General features: G+C 53.4%; 16 protein-coding genes and 1 pseudogene. 6 read left to right on the forward strand and 11 right to left on the reverse strand.

All coding sequences use genetic code 11. The annotated features are described in order from the left end of the window. From Q0683_RS07725 to Q0683_RS07735, 3 genes are all read left to right on the forward strand, one after another. Positions 1 to 253, forward strand: a 253-nt coding sequence (locus Q0683_RS07725) for a TIGR02281 family clan AA aspartic protease (RefSeq protein WP_298977128.1), incomplete at its 5' end; no start/stop codon positions are given. Between the two features lie 3 nt (positions 254 to 256). Further along, on the forward strand, positions 257 to 841 hold the full coding sequence (gene rdgB / locus Q0683_RS07730; protein ID WP_298977130.1) for an RdgB/HAM1 family non-canonical purine NTP pyrophosphatase: 585 nt from the start codon (positions 257 to 259) through the stop codon (positions 839 to 841). A 296-nt stretch (positions 842 to 1,137) separates the two neighbouring features. Continuing rightward, a complete protein-coding gene (locus Q0683_RS07735) occupies positions 1,138 to 2,256 on the forward strand; it encodes a hypothetical protein (protein WP_298977133.1) in 1,119 nt (372 codons plus the stop codon). On the opposite strand, the gene Q0683_RS07740 is transcribed toward Q0683_RS07735, so the two are convergent. The 9 genes from Q0683_RS07740 to Q0683_RS07780 all read right to left on the reverse strand — a co-directional run bounded on the left by Q0683_RS07740 (position 2,253) and on the right by Q0683_RS07780 (position 11,769). Then, positions 2,253 to 4,475: a glycosyltransferase gene (locus Q0683_RS07740; RefSeq protein ID WP_298977134.1), complete on the reverse strand. Its 2,223-nt coding sequence runs from the start codon at positions 4,473 to 4,475 to the stop codon at positions 2,253 to 2,255. The genes Q0683_RS07735 and Q0683_RS07740 overlap by 4 nt on opposite strands. 38 nt (positions 4,476 to 4,513) lie before the next feature. Then, the gene (locus tag Q0683_RS07745) at positions 4,514 to 5,779 is read right to left on the reverse strand and encodes an HlyD family secretion protein (protein ID WP_298977136.1); all 1,266 of its coding nucleotides are present in this window, start codon (positions 5,777 to 5,779) and stop codon (positions 4,514 to 4,516) included. A 101-nt stretch (positions 5,780 to 5,880) separates the two neighbouring features. After that, on the reverse strand, positions 5,881 to 6,369 hold the full coding sequence (locus Q0683_RS07750; protein WP_298977138.1) for a tRNA (cytidine(34)-2'-O)-methyltransferase: 489 nt from the start codon (positions 6,367 to 6,369) through the stop codon (positions 5,881 to 5,883). 25 nt (positions 6,370 to 6,394) lie between these two features. Next, complete coding sequence (gene lpxA, locus Q0683_RS07755) at positions 6,395 to 7,201, reverse strand: acyl-ACP--UDP-N-acetylglucosamine O-acyltransferase (protein WP_366142475.1); 807 nt, start codon at positions 7,199 to 7,201, stop codon at positions 6,395 to 6,397. 12 nt (positions 7,202 to 7,213) lie between these two features. Beyond that, positions 7,214 to 7,675 (reverse strand): 3-hydroxyacyl-ACP dehydratase FabZ, encoded by a 462-nt coding sequence (gene fabZ, locus Q0683_RS07760; RefSeq protein WP_298615185.1) that lies wholly within the window; start codon positions 7,673 to 7,675, stop codon positions 7,214 to 7,216. Positions 7,676 to 7,746: 71 nt separating this feature from the next. Beyond that, on the reverse strand, positions 7,747 to 8,604 hold the full coding sequence (gene lpxC / locus Q0683_RS07765) for a UDP-3-O-acyl-N-acetylglucosamine deacetylase (RefSeq protein ID WP_298615183.1): 858 nt from the start codon (positions 8,602 to 8,604) through the stop codon (positions 7,747 to 7,749). A gap of 11 nt (positions 8,605 to 8,615) precedes the next feature. Then, positions 8,616 to 10,631 carry a BamA/TamA family outer membrane protein gene (locus tag Q0683_RS07770; RefSeq protein ID WP_298977141.1) on the reverse strand — a complete coding sequence of 672 codons (2,016 nt, stop codon included), beginning with the start codon at positions 10,629 to 10,631 and terminating at the stop codon, positions 8,616 to 8,618. A gap of 110 nt (positions 10,632 to 10,741) precedes the next feature. Then, positions 10,742 to 11,329 carry a thioredoxin family protein gene (locus Q0683_RS07775; RefSeq protein WP_298615178.1) on the reverse strand — a complete coding sequence of 196 codons (588 nt, stop codon included), beginning with the start codon at positions 11,327 to 11,329 and terminating at the stop codon, positions 10,742 to 10,744. A gap of 203 nt (positions 11,330 to 11,532) precedes the next feature. Then, on the reverse strand, positions 11,533 to 11,769 hold the full coding sequence (locus Q0683_RS07780; protein ID WP_298615175.1) for a hypothetical protein: 237 nt from the start codon (positions 11,767 to 11,769) through the stop codon (positions 11,533 to 11,535). 170 nt (positions 11,770 to 11,939) lie between these two features. Here Q0683_RS07780 and surE point away from each other — a divergent pair, with 170 nt between their 5' ends. Continuing rightward, positions 11,940 to 12,743: a 5'/3'-nucleotidase SurE gene (surE, locus tag Q0683_RS07785; RefSeq protein WP_298615173.1), complete on the forward strand. Its 804-nt coding sequence runs from the start codon at positions 11,940 to 11,942 to the stop codon at positions 12,741 to 12,743. On the opposite strand, the gene xth is transcribed toward surE, so the two are convergent. Next, a complete protein-coding gene (gene xth / locus Q0683_RS07790; RefSeq protein WP_298977143.1) occupies positions 12,729 to 13,514 on the reverse strand; it encodes an exodeoxyribonuclease III in 786 nt (261 codons plus the stop codon). The two genes, surE and xth, sit on opposite strands and share 15 nt — an antisense overlap. A 107-nt stretch (positions 13,515 to 13,621) precedes the next feature. Here xth and Q0683_RS07795 point away from each other — a divergent pair, with 107 nt between their 5' ends. Next, positions 13,622 to 15,061: a DUF3084 domain-containing protein gene (locus Q0683_RS07795; RefSeq protein WP_298611721.1), complete on the forward strand. Its 1,440-nt coding sequence runs from the start codon at positions 13,622 to 13,624 to the stop codon at positions 15,059 to 15,061. A gap of 97 nt (positions 15,062 to 15,158) precedes the next feature. Then, positions 15,159 to 16,214 (forward strand): calcium/proton exchanger, encoded by a 1,056-nt coding sequence (gene cax / locus Q0683_RS07800; protein WP_298611725.1) that lies wholly within the window; start codon positions 15,159 to 15,161, stop codon positions 16,212 to 16,214. On the opposite strand, the pseudogene Q0683_RS11055 reads toward cax, so the two are convergent. After that, positions 16,211 to 16,444 (reverse strand): annotated as a pseudogene (locus Q0683_RS11055) (transglutaminase family protein); the annotation flags it as partial. The gene cax and the pseudogene Q0683_RS11055 sit on opposite strands and share 4 nt — an antisense overlap.

Genomic DNA, 16,444 nt, shown 5'->3' on the forward strand with positions numbered 1-16,444 from the left:
ACCCATGGCACGGGCCTTAGGCATTACCCCTGCGCAGGTGGTGGATAATCGGCTATTCCATACAGCCAATGGTCAAGTGATATTGCCGGTCGTGTATATCCAATCCATCAGCGTTGGGGGATTCCAGCGTAAGCAATTGCCCGTTGCTGTGGCCGGGCCTGAGATGACCCTTGGACTCTTAGGGCAGGATTTTCTCCAGCACTTCGATGTCAGTTTGCGGCAAGATCATATCCAGTTGCAGCGTCGTCCCTAAACCATGTCCATTCTTGCCCGAGCTGTCTTAGCCAGTCACAACGCCGGTAAGGTCAAAGAGTTTCAAAGCTGGTTAGAGCCGTGGATTGGGGAGTTAGTGCCCCTGCCCCCCACGATTGAGATTGCTGAAACAGCCGATTCCTTTGTGGGCAATGCCTGTTTGAAGGCCAGTATTGCTGCCCGGCAAATGGGAGAGTGGGCGATCGCCGACGATTCGGGATTGGCGGTTCGTGCCCTCCAAGGAGCACCGGGCCTCTATTCGGCTCGCTATGGGGCCACGGATGCTGAACGCATTGAGCGTCTGTTGCGGGAAATGATCGGTGTGAGCGATCGCGCGGCTGAATTCATCTGTGCCATTGCCCTCGCCCGTCCCGACGGCACCATTGCTTTTACTACAGAAGGACGTTGCCTAGGTGAGATTTTAACGGCACCCCGTGGTCAGAACGGTTTTGGCTATGACCCGATTTTTTGGGTACCTCGCTATCAGCGCACCTTTGCTGAGATGAGTCCGAGGGAAAAACAACAGGTGAGTCATCGGGGTCAGGCCTTGCAGCGGCTACGGGAGTATTTTCAGGACTTTAATCCGTAGATTTACTGTTGTTTGCAGCAGGCCTTTAGTTTTAAGCTGACCGCAATAGTCTTCCCCAACTCCCAGGTGGCCGCGCCGCAAAGAAAGGTTCATCTCGCCAATGGCATCCATCAAGGCTCTTTATAGACAGGAATTGATAGGGAATATACTAGAAATAAGAGGGCATCGCAGGCGCAGGGGCGGGCAATTTTCTTGCCGTGATTCAAAGCAACAACAATGGGCGATCGCGAATTAATAGACCAATTTATTAAATAATAGACCAATTTATTAAAGATTTGATTCAGCACAATTCGCGAATGCTCTCGAATCGGCACCTGCGCGTGGAAACAACATTTGATGAAGTTCAGTTAATTTCCTACCGGGATGGCATAGTTGCTCGGGTGAAAATAGATGCCCCCACCCTTGCCATTGAAGTACGGGATGCCTCCCCCTATCGGCCTCTCGTTCAAGAAGTAATGGTGGATTACGGAATTTTTCAGGTCGGTGTTGCCCAAACCCCCGGCTTTTTGCGTTATGAACATCGCACTGTTCCTGAAGGCTATGTTGTGCAATACACCGAAGCAGGCGTGCTCTGGAAAGATCGCTGGGCACGGGGGAAGCGACGCAATGCTCTTTCGGGGGGCAGCTCCCTCGGCATGGACGCAATGATTCTCTACCGGGGCACTTGGTATCCCGTTCAAAGCGTCAGTGCCGCCAATGGCTTTGTGGCTATTCGTACCCTAGGGGGAGAAGCCACCTACAGTGCCTCGGACTTTCTGGTGTGGCTGAAAAAGGAGGAAAAAGAGACCGCTGAGAGTCCCAGCCAGATCAGTGCCCACAAACGGGGAGAACGTATGGGAGAAATTGACAGCGCTCCTACCCAAATCCTCGAGGCCACAGAACTGATTGCCCCTAAAGCCCGTGGTGCTGAAGCAACACCCATGCCTTCCCCTACGGACGAACCGGCGGACAAAGAACAGACTGTGACTTTATCCCCGGCGCCATCAGTACCTGGGGTTGCAGCCCCAGCCTCTCCTGACCCTGCGCCACCTGGTGAAGCGACTCAAGGGTATCCGGCGGTGAACTACGAGCACGCCGTTGGCTATCCCTATCCCAACTATGACTACTCCCAAGGGTACCCGGCGGCGAACTATGAGCACTCTATCGGCTATCCCTATCCCACCTATGACTACTCCCAGGGGTATCCGGGAGCGCACTACGAGCACTCCGTTGGCTATCCCCATCCCAGTTATGGGCAGCCATATCCCTCTCAAACCTACCAACCCATCGATCCCAACGTGCAGATGGCGCTCACCTATCTCCAATCTAGCTTGGCCTATCTGCTGCAAGCTGAACCGAAAAATGCCAACATTCGTGCAGCAATTCAGAACACCAGTCTGGCGATTCAAAACCTCCTCACACTTCTCAATAGCTAGCGGCTCTCGGCTAAGGGATGTAATCGAAAGAGACTTTGGAGCATGGCCCAAGCGGTTTTTAGCTCAGGAGCACGCACTTCTTGCCATTGACCAGGCTGACAGTAGAGATAGGGAATCAAGCGGCGCTGCTGCGCCAAGGACAGTTCTGAAAACAGAAGGCCTACGGCCACTCTTCCTCCTTTCCCTTGGGCAGATTCCGGACGCAAGGGGACACACCAGCGAACAGTAACTTCTAGCGTTAGGTCTGCTAGCTCCCCCGGCGGCAAAAAGGACAAATACCCTTTAGCGCCCCTAAGACAGGCAGCCAGTTCTTGACTGGAGAAATCTTCAGACCATAAATGGAGACGGACACCGCCTTCACCGATGTCAGTGGTATAACCTGTGAAGGATTTGCCGTCTAACTTTACCTGGCAGTTTTCTGAACGTGCCAGTAGATCACAAGATTCACGGCGATCAAAACGGGTAAAGCGTCGCTGCGGCACATCAATGGCCACCATGATTGAGATGAGCAACAACCCTAAGTTATAGACACTCCAAAAGATATTGACTGCCAAGCTATCTGGGTTCACAACTGTGTCCTGGAGAGGGCGGCTACGCCAGAGAAGGCCCAACAGGGTGAGGGCAGCCACGACTAACAGGGGGCGGATGAGCGGCCAATTGGGATTAATGCGGTGCGGATCAATGATCCCCTTGGGGGTCACCTTAAAAGTTTTGCCGCGAGGTTGAATTATCGTGCGCACAATCGTAATTGCCATGGGAAAAGCCAGAATGGTTTCATAGACATCAGACCAAAACGCTGAACGCCGCCCCTCGGTAAACCAAGAAAAACTCAAGGCATTCCCAATGTAGTAGGGCAAGTAGAAGTAGAGAATCTCGTTAATCGTCGCCCGCAGGGGTGCGGTGCCAAACAGGAGAAACGTCAGCGGAACCAAGAGGCAAATGACCCGCGACAGTGCCAAAAACCAATAAACAATGCTCAAGGCGTGGGCAAAACGCTGACTGAGTCGCAAATTGGGCACGGTAAAACAGTTACCCCCCACAAACAACATTTGCAGTGTGCCCTGGCCCCAGCGTAGGCGCTGGTTGACGTAAGCACTAATGGTTTCGGGAGACATGCCGGCGGAGAGAGCTTCGTTGAGGTATTTCACCCGATAGCCTAAACTTTGGAGCTTCATGCTGGTCATGTAGTCTTCCGTAATCGTATCGGTGGGGATGCCGCCGATTTCGTCGAGGGCGCTGCGGCGAATAACAAAACAGGTGCCACAGCAGACCACTGCATCCCACCAGTCACGACTGGGTTGGATAAAGCGGAAAAAGAGGCTCTGCTCATTGTTGACAATTCCCTCTAACCCCAAATTGACGGTAATCGGGTCTTCGTTAAAGAAGTGCTGGGGCGTTTGCACTAGGGCGGTTTTGGGGTCTTGGAAAAAGCCAATGGTGCGGTTGAGGAAGTTGCGACAGGGGGTAAAGTCGGCATCAAAGACGGCAATAAATTCGCCCGTCAGGGTAGGCAGGGCATGGTTGATGTTCCCCGCTTTGGCGTGGCGGTTGTCGGGGCGATCGCGATATTCACAGCCCAATTCAGCAGCCAAGGCACGCACGTGGGGACGACGGGTATCGTCCAAAAGATAAATGCGTTTGTTGGGATAGTCCATGGCTTGGCAGGCAATGACCGAGCGGCGGAGAATGTCCACGCCCTCGTTGTAGGTGGGCAGAATCACATCCACCCAAGGTTGGTACCTGCCACTGACGACATCCTGCTCGTAGCGATCGGCCTCTGGACTGCGGTTGATTGTAAAACTACAGTGAAAGAAGAAGGCCAACGTGTTGAACACCATCAAGAATTCTGCCAAAAAGAGACTGACAGAAAGGATGCCGTTAATGGGATCATCGAGGTTAAGACTGTAAAAGACTCGCCAGAGTTCATAGCGCACCCCAAAGAAGAGTGTCCCGCCCGTAACCAGGAGCCGAGCTAGGGTAGTGGGCTGCGGCCAGAGTTCTTTAATCAGTAAAACAATTGCTGCCCACAGACAAGCTGGCAACAGCAGTGCCTCTGGGCTGGTGCCCTCCGTGCGAAAGAGCGCCTTGCCGGCATTCCAAGTGCCCAAAAGGTTGGGGAGGAGATTTCGCCAGTCAAAAGTCCAGAGCTGGACGGCTGCAAAGGCCAGGATAGCCAACAGCAGCAGCGTTGTTGTAGAGTCTTGCTTTTTCAAGAGCATAGGTTTCGGGAACTACACAACGATCGGGAACAGCCCAATTAGGAACGAGCATCAAAAATAACCTCTACACTTTGGCCCACCCCACAAAACCGCTGTGCCCCTAATTCTGGGGGCAAGTTTTTTAAGGCAACATCCACCGCCAGTTCGTTGCGCACCAGATCTGGAGGCGGTACAGCAACGTTTTCCCCCACAACGACTTTTCCTGGCCCCCCGCGAATGGCACGTACCCATCCCGAAATGCGGCGATCGCTCCCATCTAGCAAGCGGACAATAGCCGGCTGGCCAATCCAGAGGCGGGCATTCTCTCGCTCGGCCACAAGAGCGGTTGCCCAGACATCGTCGCAGTCTAGAACCTTGGCAACGGGATCACCGGCGCTAATGGGAATACCCAGCGTACCGCTTTTGTGGATCACTGACCACACCACCCCCCGAATTGGCGATTGGATGCGAGCTAAGCGCTGTAGTGCCAACTGTTGCTTGATGTTGGCAATTTCTTTCTTTAACTCTGCAATGGTTGCCTCGACTTCGGCAATTTGCCCTTCAATGTTTACCACTTCAATTTGCAGGTCAATCAGGCGAATTTGCGGAAAGCTAAACGTGCGCGCTGAATCCAGTTGCAAGCCCTTGCGAAAGGCTTCTAGGTTGGTTTGATAGCGGCGTAGCTCCGCCTGTTTGTTTTTAACCACCTGTTCTGCTTGGCGAGCGTTGTAAACGGCTTCATCTGCCCGCTGCTGGGAAACAGCCCCTTGGCGCACTAGACGCGTGTAACGATCTGCCTCACGCCGAGCCAAGGTCAGGGCCTCTTGGGCTTCTCTGAGTTCTGCTAACACCCGCTGCAGGGCTTCTTGGGCAAACTGAACCTCCAGGCGGTATTGTTCCCGCTGATAGTAGCTCAGTTCTGCAATCAGTTTTTGACGACTGCGGCGTTTTTGCAACAGCACCTGCCGCTGGCGTTGGGCGACGGCCAGGCGGGTCTCCAAATTCTGGCGATCGGTTTCCAGTTGAGGATTGCGCTCGTTTTCAATTCGCCCGATTTCCTGACCTTTGCTGAGAAGCTGGCCGGGCTGCAACGGATATAAAACAAGGGTACCGGGAATCCTAGCGTAGATGTTAAGGAGCGTGCCGTTGAGGTAGCCCACGCGGCTAAAAACCCGCATCTGTCGCTGCCAAAGGAACCAAGCTGCTCCTGCCACCAAGGAGAAGATAAACAACAGGCGCAACCCGCGAAAGAGTTGCTGTCGCTGAATCTGAAGCGAAATCCCTTTGAACAACGGCGCGGAAAGGAACCGCCGGGTAAGCTTCACAAGACTTTCTTAGAGAAAGAACAGCTCTAGCCTATAAAAAATATTTAGCTGCCGCAACTGGACTCAATCTTGTTGAGGTGGACACTAAAGACTGAGGAACATCACTTCGCTGCGTTTAGGTTAGAGAATGGCGATGATGAGGAAAATAATTGGCGATAGACTTCCATTAGGGCGATCGCCACCGAAGCCGAGAGGTTCAAACTTCGCACTGCCGGCTGCCACATGGGAATTTTCAAGAAGGCATCACAGCTTGCCAATACGTCAGCAGGAATGCCAGCGGGTTCACTGCCAAAGACCAGCCAATCACTCTCAGCAAAGATAAAGTCCCAGTAGATCTGTTGTGCGGAAGGCTCAAAGGCAACAAGACGCCCTGCGGTACGGGTAGTTTTTAGGAACGTTGGCCAGTCGGGGTGACAGTAGAGAGTCACATAGGGCCAATAGTCTAAACCCGCTCGCTTGAGGTAGCGATCGCTGAGTTCAAACCCCAAGGGTTCAATCAGGTGCAGTGGCGTTTGGGTAGCCGCACAGGTGCGGGCAATATTACCCGTATTAGGGGGAATTTGGGGATGAACAAGCACCACAGCCGGCATGGCGTTAGCGGAAGCAACTAAAGACTTAATCCGCTGTCTCGCGACCACTGGGGGTTAAGCCCCGCCGTCCCTCTTCGCGAGCATAGGTCAAAAAGCGCTGGAGATGCTCTAAATGTTCAGAAGGGGGTAGGGTTGCCAATTGGGCGATCGCCTGAGCAAGGGGCAACTCCCGACGATAGAGAATCCGAAATGCTTCCTTGAGATCGCGCATTTCCGCCTCGGTGACCCCTGCCCGCCGCAGTCCCACTTGATTGAGGGCACGCACCCGTGCCGGGTGACCCTCCACCAGCATATAGGGAGGCACATCGCGATCTACCCGTGCCATTGCCCCCACCATGGCCAAGCGGCCAATATGCACAAACTGGTGAATGCCCACCATACCGCCAATGCGTGCCTTTGATTCGATACACACATGGCCGGCGATCGAAGCGGCGTTCGTAATCACCACCTGATCCTCAATCACACAATCATGGGCTACATGGACATAGGCCAAGAGTAGATTATGGTTACCAATGATCGTGGCATCCCCTTCGCCGGTGGCGCGGTTAATCGTCACAAACTCGCGAATGATGTTGTAGTCACCAATACGCAACGCACTATTGGCGCCCGTATATTTTTGATCCTGAGAGGCGGTGCCGATAATTGCTCCCGGAAAGATACGGTTGCCCACCCCCACCTCCGTTGGCCCCTCAATGATCACGTGGGCACCAATTTCCGTATGGGCACCAACACGCACCTGTTCACCGATCACGGCATAGGGGCCGACCCGAACTGTGGGATGCAGCTCGGCACTGGGATGGATGACAGCAGTAGGATGGATGAGCGTTTGCATCATTGATCGTGACTAGTCCACTAGCGAGAACATCATCTCGCCCTCACAGACCAATTGACCATTCACCTCAGCCCGACCTTGCATCTTGCCGATGCGCTGCTGCTTGACCACAAGAAGCTCAGCCCGCAGGATTAATTGATCTCCGGGCACGACGGGACGGCGAAAGCGCACCTTATCAATCCCCGCAAACACGGAAAGCTTATCCTTGGCGCAGTGCATCTGCATCAGGACAACACCACCCACCTGGGCAAGGGCTTCAACAATGAGCACGCCCGGCATAATTGGGCGACCGGGAAAGTGTCCTTGAAAAAAAGGTTCGTTGATCGTGACGTTTTTCAGCCCCACGGCATATTTTTCTGGCACGTAGTCAATGATCCGATCCACTAGCAAAAAGGGATAGCGGTGGGGAAGCAATTGCTGGAGATCGGTGACTGTCAGCATAGGGGGTGGTGGGGACTCAGTCAACGTTGGCATAGGGATTAGGTGTCGGTTGAAATCTAAAGATATAAAGATATAAACAAATCATAGGCGAGAATGGTTGCCCACTAAACCATTTGGCGGGCGATCGCCTGTGCCAACTGGGTATGCAGATGATGACTAGCCCGATAGGCAACATAATGCGCAATGGGGGGCGTTCCCAGCAAGGCTAAATCTCCCCAGAGATCCAGTAACTTGTGGCGCACCGGTTCATCAGCAAAGCGCAACGGTGGGTTTACCCAGCCACTCTTACTGCACACAAGGGCATTCTCTAAACTGCCCCCCTGAATCAAACCTTGGCTGCGGAGATACTCCACCTGTTCGGCAAAACCAAACGTGCGGGCGGGGGCAACAGCCGCCGCTAGTTCCGAAGGGATAAAGCTACACCACTGCCGACCAATGGCTGCATAGGGAAAGTCAATGCCGTAGGTAAGGCGCAGCTCAGGAGCAGGAATGGCACTGACAAAGGCTTCTCCTTCATAAACCGTGATAGGCTCCCTCAAGGGGACTGCTGGCCGAGGAGCCTCCTGAGGGACAACACCGACCCTTTGCATGCCTTCTAACCACGGTTGTGCCGAGCCATCGAGAATCGGTACTTCGGCGCCTGTTATCTGAATTGTGACATTATCAATACCGGCGATCGCCAGTGCTGCCAGAAGATGTTCAACCGTGCGCACACTGGCACCATGGGCAACTAACTCTGTAGCCAACTGGGTGGACTTTACCACCTCAATCTGAGCCGGAATCACGGGCTGCTCCGCCAAATCAAGGCGCACAAACCGACGCCCTGTATTGACAGGTGCTGGCTGCAGGATAACCTCAACCTGTTGACCTGAATGCAAGCCGACCCCTGACCATTGGGCAACCCCCCCAAGGGTCTGTTGCATCGTTGTCGCCAATACTGCCGGTACAGAGGCTGGAATCATCCCTCTTTCTCCTAAAAGCGCTCCCCAATGCCAAAGCTGAAGGCGCTACCCCCTTCATTGTTCCAGCCAAAGTCAATGCGGATATTCCCCAAGGGCGTATTCACCCGTATTCCTGCTCCGTAGCCTAAGCCTTCTCCAGGTTTACCACGCACAATCCCCGGCTGACCGGGGACACTACCTTGGGTACCGAGCAAACTCGCCCCATCCACAAAAAGGGCACCACCAATGATATTGAAGATCGGGAAGCGGTACTCGACCGTTCCTTGAACAAACGCGCGTCCGGAGCCGATTCCTCCCTCTCTCCAACCGCGCACCGAGTTGGCTCCCCCAATCGTAAAAGCTTCATAGGGGGGCAAATCACCAAAGATGTTGCCCGCTTGAATATTAAAGGCAAAGGCTTGCGGTCCCTCAATCCGCAGAAACTTCACCGGGATATAGAAGCTGTAACTTCCGCGCACTCGGTTGAATAAAATGCTCCCTGCGCCAATGGGAATGGATTGATCCACCCCCAAACGAATTACTTGGCCCCTGGTTGGGCGTAAGGGATCATTGCGCAAGTCTCGCAAAATCGCTGCTTGTACCGTAAGCAGGTCATTGAAACCCCGGCACACACCATTATCTGGAAAGGTCAAACAGTTGCCCAGACGATCTGTGGCTGTTTGATTAAAGGAGCCATCTATGGAGGTCACCCGCTGATATTGCAGACCCAAGGAACCGGTCCAAGCGGTGCGACTCAAATCCCGATCTTTGGTAAACGGACGGGTAAAGAAGAGAGCAGATCCCAAACGGTTAATGCGGGGCAAATCGCCATTGGCTAAGGGGACATCGATCGGACCATTACTGAAGGTGAAAGGTACATTTAAGCGGTTAAAGGCACTGACGGTATAGGAAGTGCGGTAGGGATCTCCCTTAATCCAAGGATCGGTAAAGTTAATGTCAAAGAGAAATTCCCCTTCAGTCCCTCCTTGGGCTTCAACATTAAATTTCCAGTTGCGGCCAAAGAGGTTATTTTGCTGGAATGCCACCGTTCCAAACAGACCGGAGGCGGAGCTATAACCCGCCCCCGCGGAAATACTGCCGGTATTGCGCTCTTTAATATTGAGAATCAAATTCACTTTGCGCGGATCTTGACCCGGTTCAAGGGCAACTTGTACATCTTCAAAGAGACCCAATTCAAAGAGGCGGCGCAGATCGGCTTGGACGGTTTTTTGGTTGAGGACAACACCGGGTTGGGTGTCCATTTCACGGCTAATTACAAAGTCACGGGTACGCTGTTTTGTGGGTTCCCCATCTTTATTGAGAAAGCGATAGGTGACTTGTTCGACTACCCCCTCAGCCACCTGCAACGTCACGACCCCATCGGCATCCACTTGGGGGGTACCGACCACTTGCCCCAAGATGTAGCCATTATCTTTATAAAACGTATTGATTTTCTCAATGCCGGACTGTAGCTCACGGAGGTTCAGCGTCCGACCAATTTGGGGTGCAAAGATCTCATTGACTTTTTCTTGGCTGAGCACCTGGTTGCCGGCCACTTGAACGGCTCGCAGCACCGGATAGGGACGCACGACAAATGTAATTCGCACACCCAGGGGGGTATCGCTGGGAACGGCATTGACATCGGCAAAAAAGCCCGTGGCAAAGATGGCGTTGGTATCCTGTTGCAGTTGCGTGCGAGTGGTGGTACTGCCGGGTCGAGTGCGAATGACCTGATATACCAGTTGCTCCAGTTCAGGAGTGGCTCCTTCAACCACCACCTCCGCAATCAGCACTTGGGGTTCATCGGCGGGGGGCTGACTCACAGGAGGAGGTGCTGGGGGAGTTTCAGGGGCAGGCTCTACCGATGGCGGCGTTGGGGATGCTGGAGTTTCCGCAGGTTGGTTTTCAGGGGGCGTGGGAGCCTCTTGACCACGGCTAGACCCCAAAGAACCGAGGGCGATCGCCACGGTTGCTATTGCCACTGCTACTGCTTTCAGGGCAGCCTCCATTAGCTGCATGCGCACTGGCAAAAAAAGTTGGTTATTCACTGCTCACACCTACAATACAAATCGTGTCAATACAGCCAAGCCCATTGGCATAAATTACAGTAGGTTAACGACTCAAAAGGGGCAATAAAAGTGCCCCTCTCTTTGCCCTTCTAACCTTGGCTATAATAGGCGGGTTCATTCCCCGGTTTCCACTTGATATTACAGCCCAGGCTGGGTTTTTGATCCTCGCTGGGGGTTTGACCGGCTAAGACTGCATCAATGGCAGCACGCAAGTCTTTTCCGGTGACGGGTAGGCCATTTTGGGGACGGCTGTCATCGAGTTGGCCACGATACACGAGCTTGCGATCGCCATCAAAAAGGAAGAAGTCTGGGGTGCAGGCTGCTGTATAAGCTTTGGCCGTTTCTTGGCTCTCGTCATAACACAGGGGGAAAGTAAATCCCAGTTCCGTGGCCATTTCCTTGAGGGACTCTGGGGCATCCTCGGGGTAGTTGGCAGCGTCATTGGCACTAATGGCAACAATTCCTAAATCCGTGTCTTTGTAGTCGCGCCCCAGCTTTGCCAGTTCCTCTTGAACGTGTTTCACGTAGGGGCAGTGGCGACAAATAAACATCACCAGTAGCGCCTTCTTGTCGGCAAAGGTGCTGAGGGAAATCGTTTGGCCACTGACCACATCGGGCAGTTGAAAATCGGGCGCAACCGTGCCAAGGGCAAGCATTGTGGACTCTGTCCGCGCCATAAAACCTCCTGAGAACGCTGGCAAAAGTGTTACAAATAGCAATATTGTCCCTAGTGTACTCTGTTGCAATCGTTCCTCAAAGGGGTGAGAGGAAATTACGCCTGCAACGCAGGCCAAAACTGCTCTAATCAATGCAAAAGGCAGCACGATAACTGCTGCCTAAAGATTGGGGGGTTGATTTTTAAGACCAAAGGAATGCTGTCTTAACCAAGATAGCTTTGACGGGAAACGTGCTTTTCAAAGGTGGCTTGGGTTTGATGGAGGAGTTGCTCGCGGCTGTCGCCCGTGTGTTTTAGGGCAGGTACCAGATTGCGCGCCTGGAGTGCCATGTGCAGTTGCAAATGGGCAACGTATTCGCTGAGGTCTTCACGGAGTAATGGCTGACTTTGATGCACAGACACAATGTTCTCCTTCAACTGATGGTTCAGTAGTTGTCTCATAACTCCCAACAGTGGTCGTGTCAGGAAGAGTACGTTCAAACTGTTCGGCAGGGTGGGTCACGCAGTGCGCCACTTGACCCTTCTAGAGGTTAACATTTCTCAGGGAGGGTGCTGCAATTTGCAATCAACTGTAATGTTTGGCCAATACTTCACAATTCAGGGGACGGAAAATGCGTTTACTCATTGCCAATGATGATGGGGTCTTTGCCCCTGGAATCCGGGCGTTGGCAGACACGCTGGCGATCGCCGGCCATGAAGTGGTGGTGGTGTGTCCCGATCGCGAACGCTCTGCCACAGGGCATAGCCTCACTGTTTTTGATCCAATTCGCGCAGAAGTCGTCAGCGATCGCTTTCACCCCAGTATTAAGGCGTGGGCCTGCTCCGGCACCCCCTCCGACTGTGTGAAATTGGCCCTTGGTGCCCTCCTAGAGGAACCCCCAGATTTTGTGGTTTCTGGGATTAACCAAGGCTCCAACCTTGGCACGGATATTCTTTACTCCGGCACGGTCTCGGCGGCTATGGAGGGAGTCATTGAGGGCATTCCCAGTATTGCCATCAGCCTCACCAGTTTCACAGTCCATGACTTTCAGCCGGCCGCCGACTTTGCCAGTCGTCTCCTCAAGGCACTCGAAGCAGCCCCCCTTCCGCCAAAGATGCTCCTCAATGTGAATGTGCCTGCCCTACCCGCCAGTGAAATTGCTGGCGTTGTCATTACGCGGCAGGGGATTCGCCGCTACCATGACCTTTTCCAAAAGCGCATTGACCCCCGTGGCAAAACCTACTACTGGCTTGCGGGTGAAGTGGTTGAAGAATATCCCCAAGAACCCAATCAAGCGCCCACGGATGTGGAAGCCATTGCCCAAAATCTCATCAGTATCACACCGCTGACTTTTGATCTTACCTACGGCCAAGGGGTGCAGAGTTTAACCGAGTGGCTGCGTCAACCCACCGTACAGCCCCTATTCAATCTCTAGAATCACGGGCGCATGGTCACTGGGCTTGGGTAAGCGCCGCGGGGCAATATCAATGTGACAGCCACAGGCACGGGCTTTGACAGCGGGGGTAATGTAGAGGTGATCAATGCGCCAGCCATGATTGCGGCGAAAGGCACCCGCCCGATAATCCCACCAAGAGTAGTGGCCTGGCGCGTCGGTAAAGTTCCGAAAAGCATCGTGGAAGCCGAGGTCGCGAATAGCCGCAAGAAGCTCCCGTTCCGCATCGGTAGCCCCTACTTTTGTGGCGCGATCGCTGGCATCAAAGAGGTCTTTATCTTCAGGGGCAATATTAAAATCACCGCAGAGGATTATATCCCCTTGGGCGGTGAGCTGCTCAAGATAGACATGGAGAATTTTTAACCAGTGCAGCTTGTAGTGGTATTTCTCACTGTTGTACTCTCCGCCGTTGGGAATATAGACATTCACCAAGATCAGATCAGGGGCTAATTGGGCGCGAATGAGTCGTTTTTGCGTATCCAACTCACTGTAGCTTGGCAACTGGGATGCAAAGCCTGCTGCTACTCCCGCAAGGGGCTGACGACTGAGAATGGCCACCCCGTTGTAGGCCTTTTGGCCACTACAATAAACATGATACCCACGATCCAGAAAGGGCTGACGCGGAAACTCAGCATCTGTGACTTTAGTCTCCTGAAGACAGAGGTAATCCACCCCAGTGCTATCCAACCATTGGCACACATGGTCAAGACGGGTGCGAATTGAGTTGACGTTCCAAGTGGCAATTTTTGGCATCGGTGTGATTTGCCCAGATCGTTATATGGGTCAGCATCGGCACATACTGTAGAAAGTATAGTTGGCTGTAGAAAGTATAGTTGGGGAGTGACAACAGTACCCGAAATATGGCTGGGTATGTTTTGGTCTTGGCCGTGATTATTCTGGGAGGCGCGATCGCGACAGTGGGCGATCGCCTTGGCTCCAAAGTGGGCAAAGCCCGCTTGAGTTGGTTTAATTTGCGGCCTCGACAGACGGCTGTGCTGATTACAATTCTCACGGGGAGCTTAATTTCTGCCTCAACCCTTGCCATCCTCTTTGCCCTCAGCCGTGAATTGCGCGATGGGGTGCTGCGCATTGATACGATCCGCCGTCAACAGGCGGCTGCCGAACAAGAACTAGCGGAAACCCGTGCCCAAAAGAATGCAATTGAAGCGGAACTTGCACAATCGCAAATTGAACTGGCCAACATCCGCCAACGCCTCAGTCAAACCAACCAAATCTTAGAGCAGGCGGTCAATCGCCAAACCCTGACGGAAGCGGAACTGAAGCAACTCCAAGGCCGCTATACCCAAGCCCAAACAGAACTTGAGAACTTTGAAGCCCAAGGGGCACGCCTGCGGCAAGAAATCCAACGTTTGCAACGGGAACGACAGGCCATCCAGAACCGCCTTGAGAATGTAGCCGCTCAAAAAGCAGCCTTAGAAACTGCCACCCGTACAGCTCAACAGCGCCTTGCCGAAGTTGAAGATCAAAAGAATCGTCTGAAAGCTGAAATTGACCGCATTCAGGATCAACTGGCTCTCGCCAATCAGCAGCAGCAGGTACTACGCAATCAACAGCGCAGCCTCCAAAAGGAAATTGCTGCCCTTGAGGCCAGTCGCCAACGCCTTGAGGAGAACGTGAGCATCCTATTGCTAGGACTAAGACGCGGGACGATCGCCATTCGCACGGGGCAAGTCTTGGCCTCTGCCATCATTCAAAATGTCAAAGATCCGGGTCAGGCCACCCAAGTGATTGAAGAACTGCTCCGAGAGGCACGTCGCAATGCCATTGTTCTTAATAATCCCCAAAATGTCAAACCGACAGATCAGGTGATTCAAATTACTACCGAAGACGTGAACCGCCTGCGCAGCCAAATTAGTGACGGTCAGCCCTATGTGGTGCGTATCCTAGCGGCAGCCAACTATCTACAGGGGGAAAGGCATATTCTCGTGGTGCCCCAAGTGGCCCGGAATCAGGAGGTTTTCCGCCAAGGGGAGAATCTGGCTACGATTTCCTTGGATCCGAGCCAGATGACCGATGAGCAAATTTTGCAACGGTTGGATCAGTTGTTTACGGTGAGTAATCGGCGGGCGATCGCCTCCGGCGTGCTTCCCGATCCGGTAACCGGCACAGTGGGTTCCTTTCGCCAAATTGAACTGGTAAAGTTTGTCCTTGACCTCAAAGATCACCAGGGGACAATTGACATTAGTGCGGTGACCCCTACGCCCGTTTATACCGCCGGCCCACTCACCCTCTCCCTTGTGGCCCGCCAAAATCAGCGCGTCATCCTCCGCAGTGGCTAGCCACCGATCCTACCTCTGGCCGTTGGGGCTGGAGTACGCAAACCGCAGGCTAGGATAGAGGAGATTTTTCTCCTTTCACCATATCAGGGATGCCCCCATGAAGCGACTGGTTGCGATTGGTTTTTTGGTGTTTATTCCCCTCTCGATTGCTGCTGAAAAACTAGAATGGGGCGCCCTTACAGTCTTTATTTTGGCAGCACTGGCGATCGTCCCCTTGGCAATTTGGCTGAGCACGGCAACAGAGGAGGTCGCCCTTGCCACAGGGCCGACAATCGGGGGTCTATTGAATGCCCTCTTTGGAAATGCCACGGAACTGATTATTGCCATTGTGGCACTGCGAGCGGGTTTAGTGGATATTGTCAAAGCGAGTATTACGGGAACCCTCATGGCAAACCTTTTGCTGGTGATGGGGTTGTCTATGCTGCTGGGGGGCATTCGCTACAAGGAGCAATCCTTTGCTCCAGTGGTGGCACGGGTCAATGCTTCCTCGATGACGGTGGCGATCGCGGCCATGCTTTTGCCGGCAATGGTGATTTATACCTCCAGCGGTGTGCCGCCGGCGGCGATTTCTAAAATGTCGGTGGTGGCAGCTATCATTCTTATACTTGTTTACGGTTTAACGTTACTTTTCTCTTTGAAAACCCACAGCTATCTTTACGAGGTCAGCCAAGTGGAACTAGGAGACGAAAAGAGACCCAGCCTCCCCCTGTGGATTACCGTGCTGCTGATTGCCACGATTGGGGTAGCCTTTGAGTCGGAAATCTTTGTCGGTGCCGTTGAAGCAGCCACAGCGGACTTGGGTCTAACACCGCTATTTACCGGGGTGATCCTTCTACCGTTGGTGGGCGGTGCAGCAGAGTACGTCACTGCTGTGGGGGTTGCTCTGAAAAACAACATGGATTTGTCCGTTTCCATCGCCCTGGGTTCATCCCTCTTGGTGGCGCTCTTAGTCGCACCTGTTCTTGTGCTCATTGGCCAGTTCATCGGTCAGCCGATGGATTTGAACTTTAGTCTTTTTGAAGTGGTGACGGTGATTATTGCGGTCGTGATTGCCAACGTGATTAGTCTGGATGGCCGCTCCAATTGGCTAGAAGGGGCGCTGCTGTTGGCCACCTATGGAATTCTCGGCACCGCCTTCTTCTTCCATACCTAGCAGAGGCGCCGAATCGGTAGTTGATAGGTCATAGTTGAGGTGACCCGCTGTCCCCGTAGGGCATCTTGAATGGGGGCGGCATCCGCCGGATCAGCAGCAGCCACAAGGGCAATGGGGCGATCGCTCACCGCTTAGATCAAGAGTGGGATCATACCTGCGCCAGCCTGCCTCCGGCAAATACACTTCTACCCAAGCATGAAGGTGCCGCTCGGCGTTCTCTAAATCTTCTT

The organism is uncultured Thermosynechococcus sp., assembly GCF_938074695.1.
GTDB lineage: Bacteria > Cyanobacteriota > Cyanobacteriia > Thermosynechococcales > Thermosynechococcaceae > Thermosynechococcus.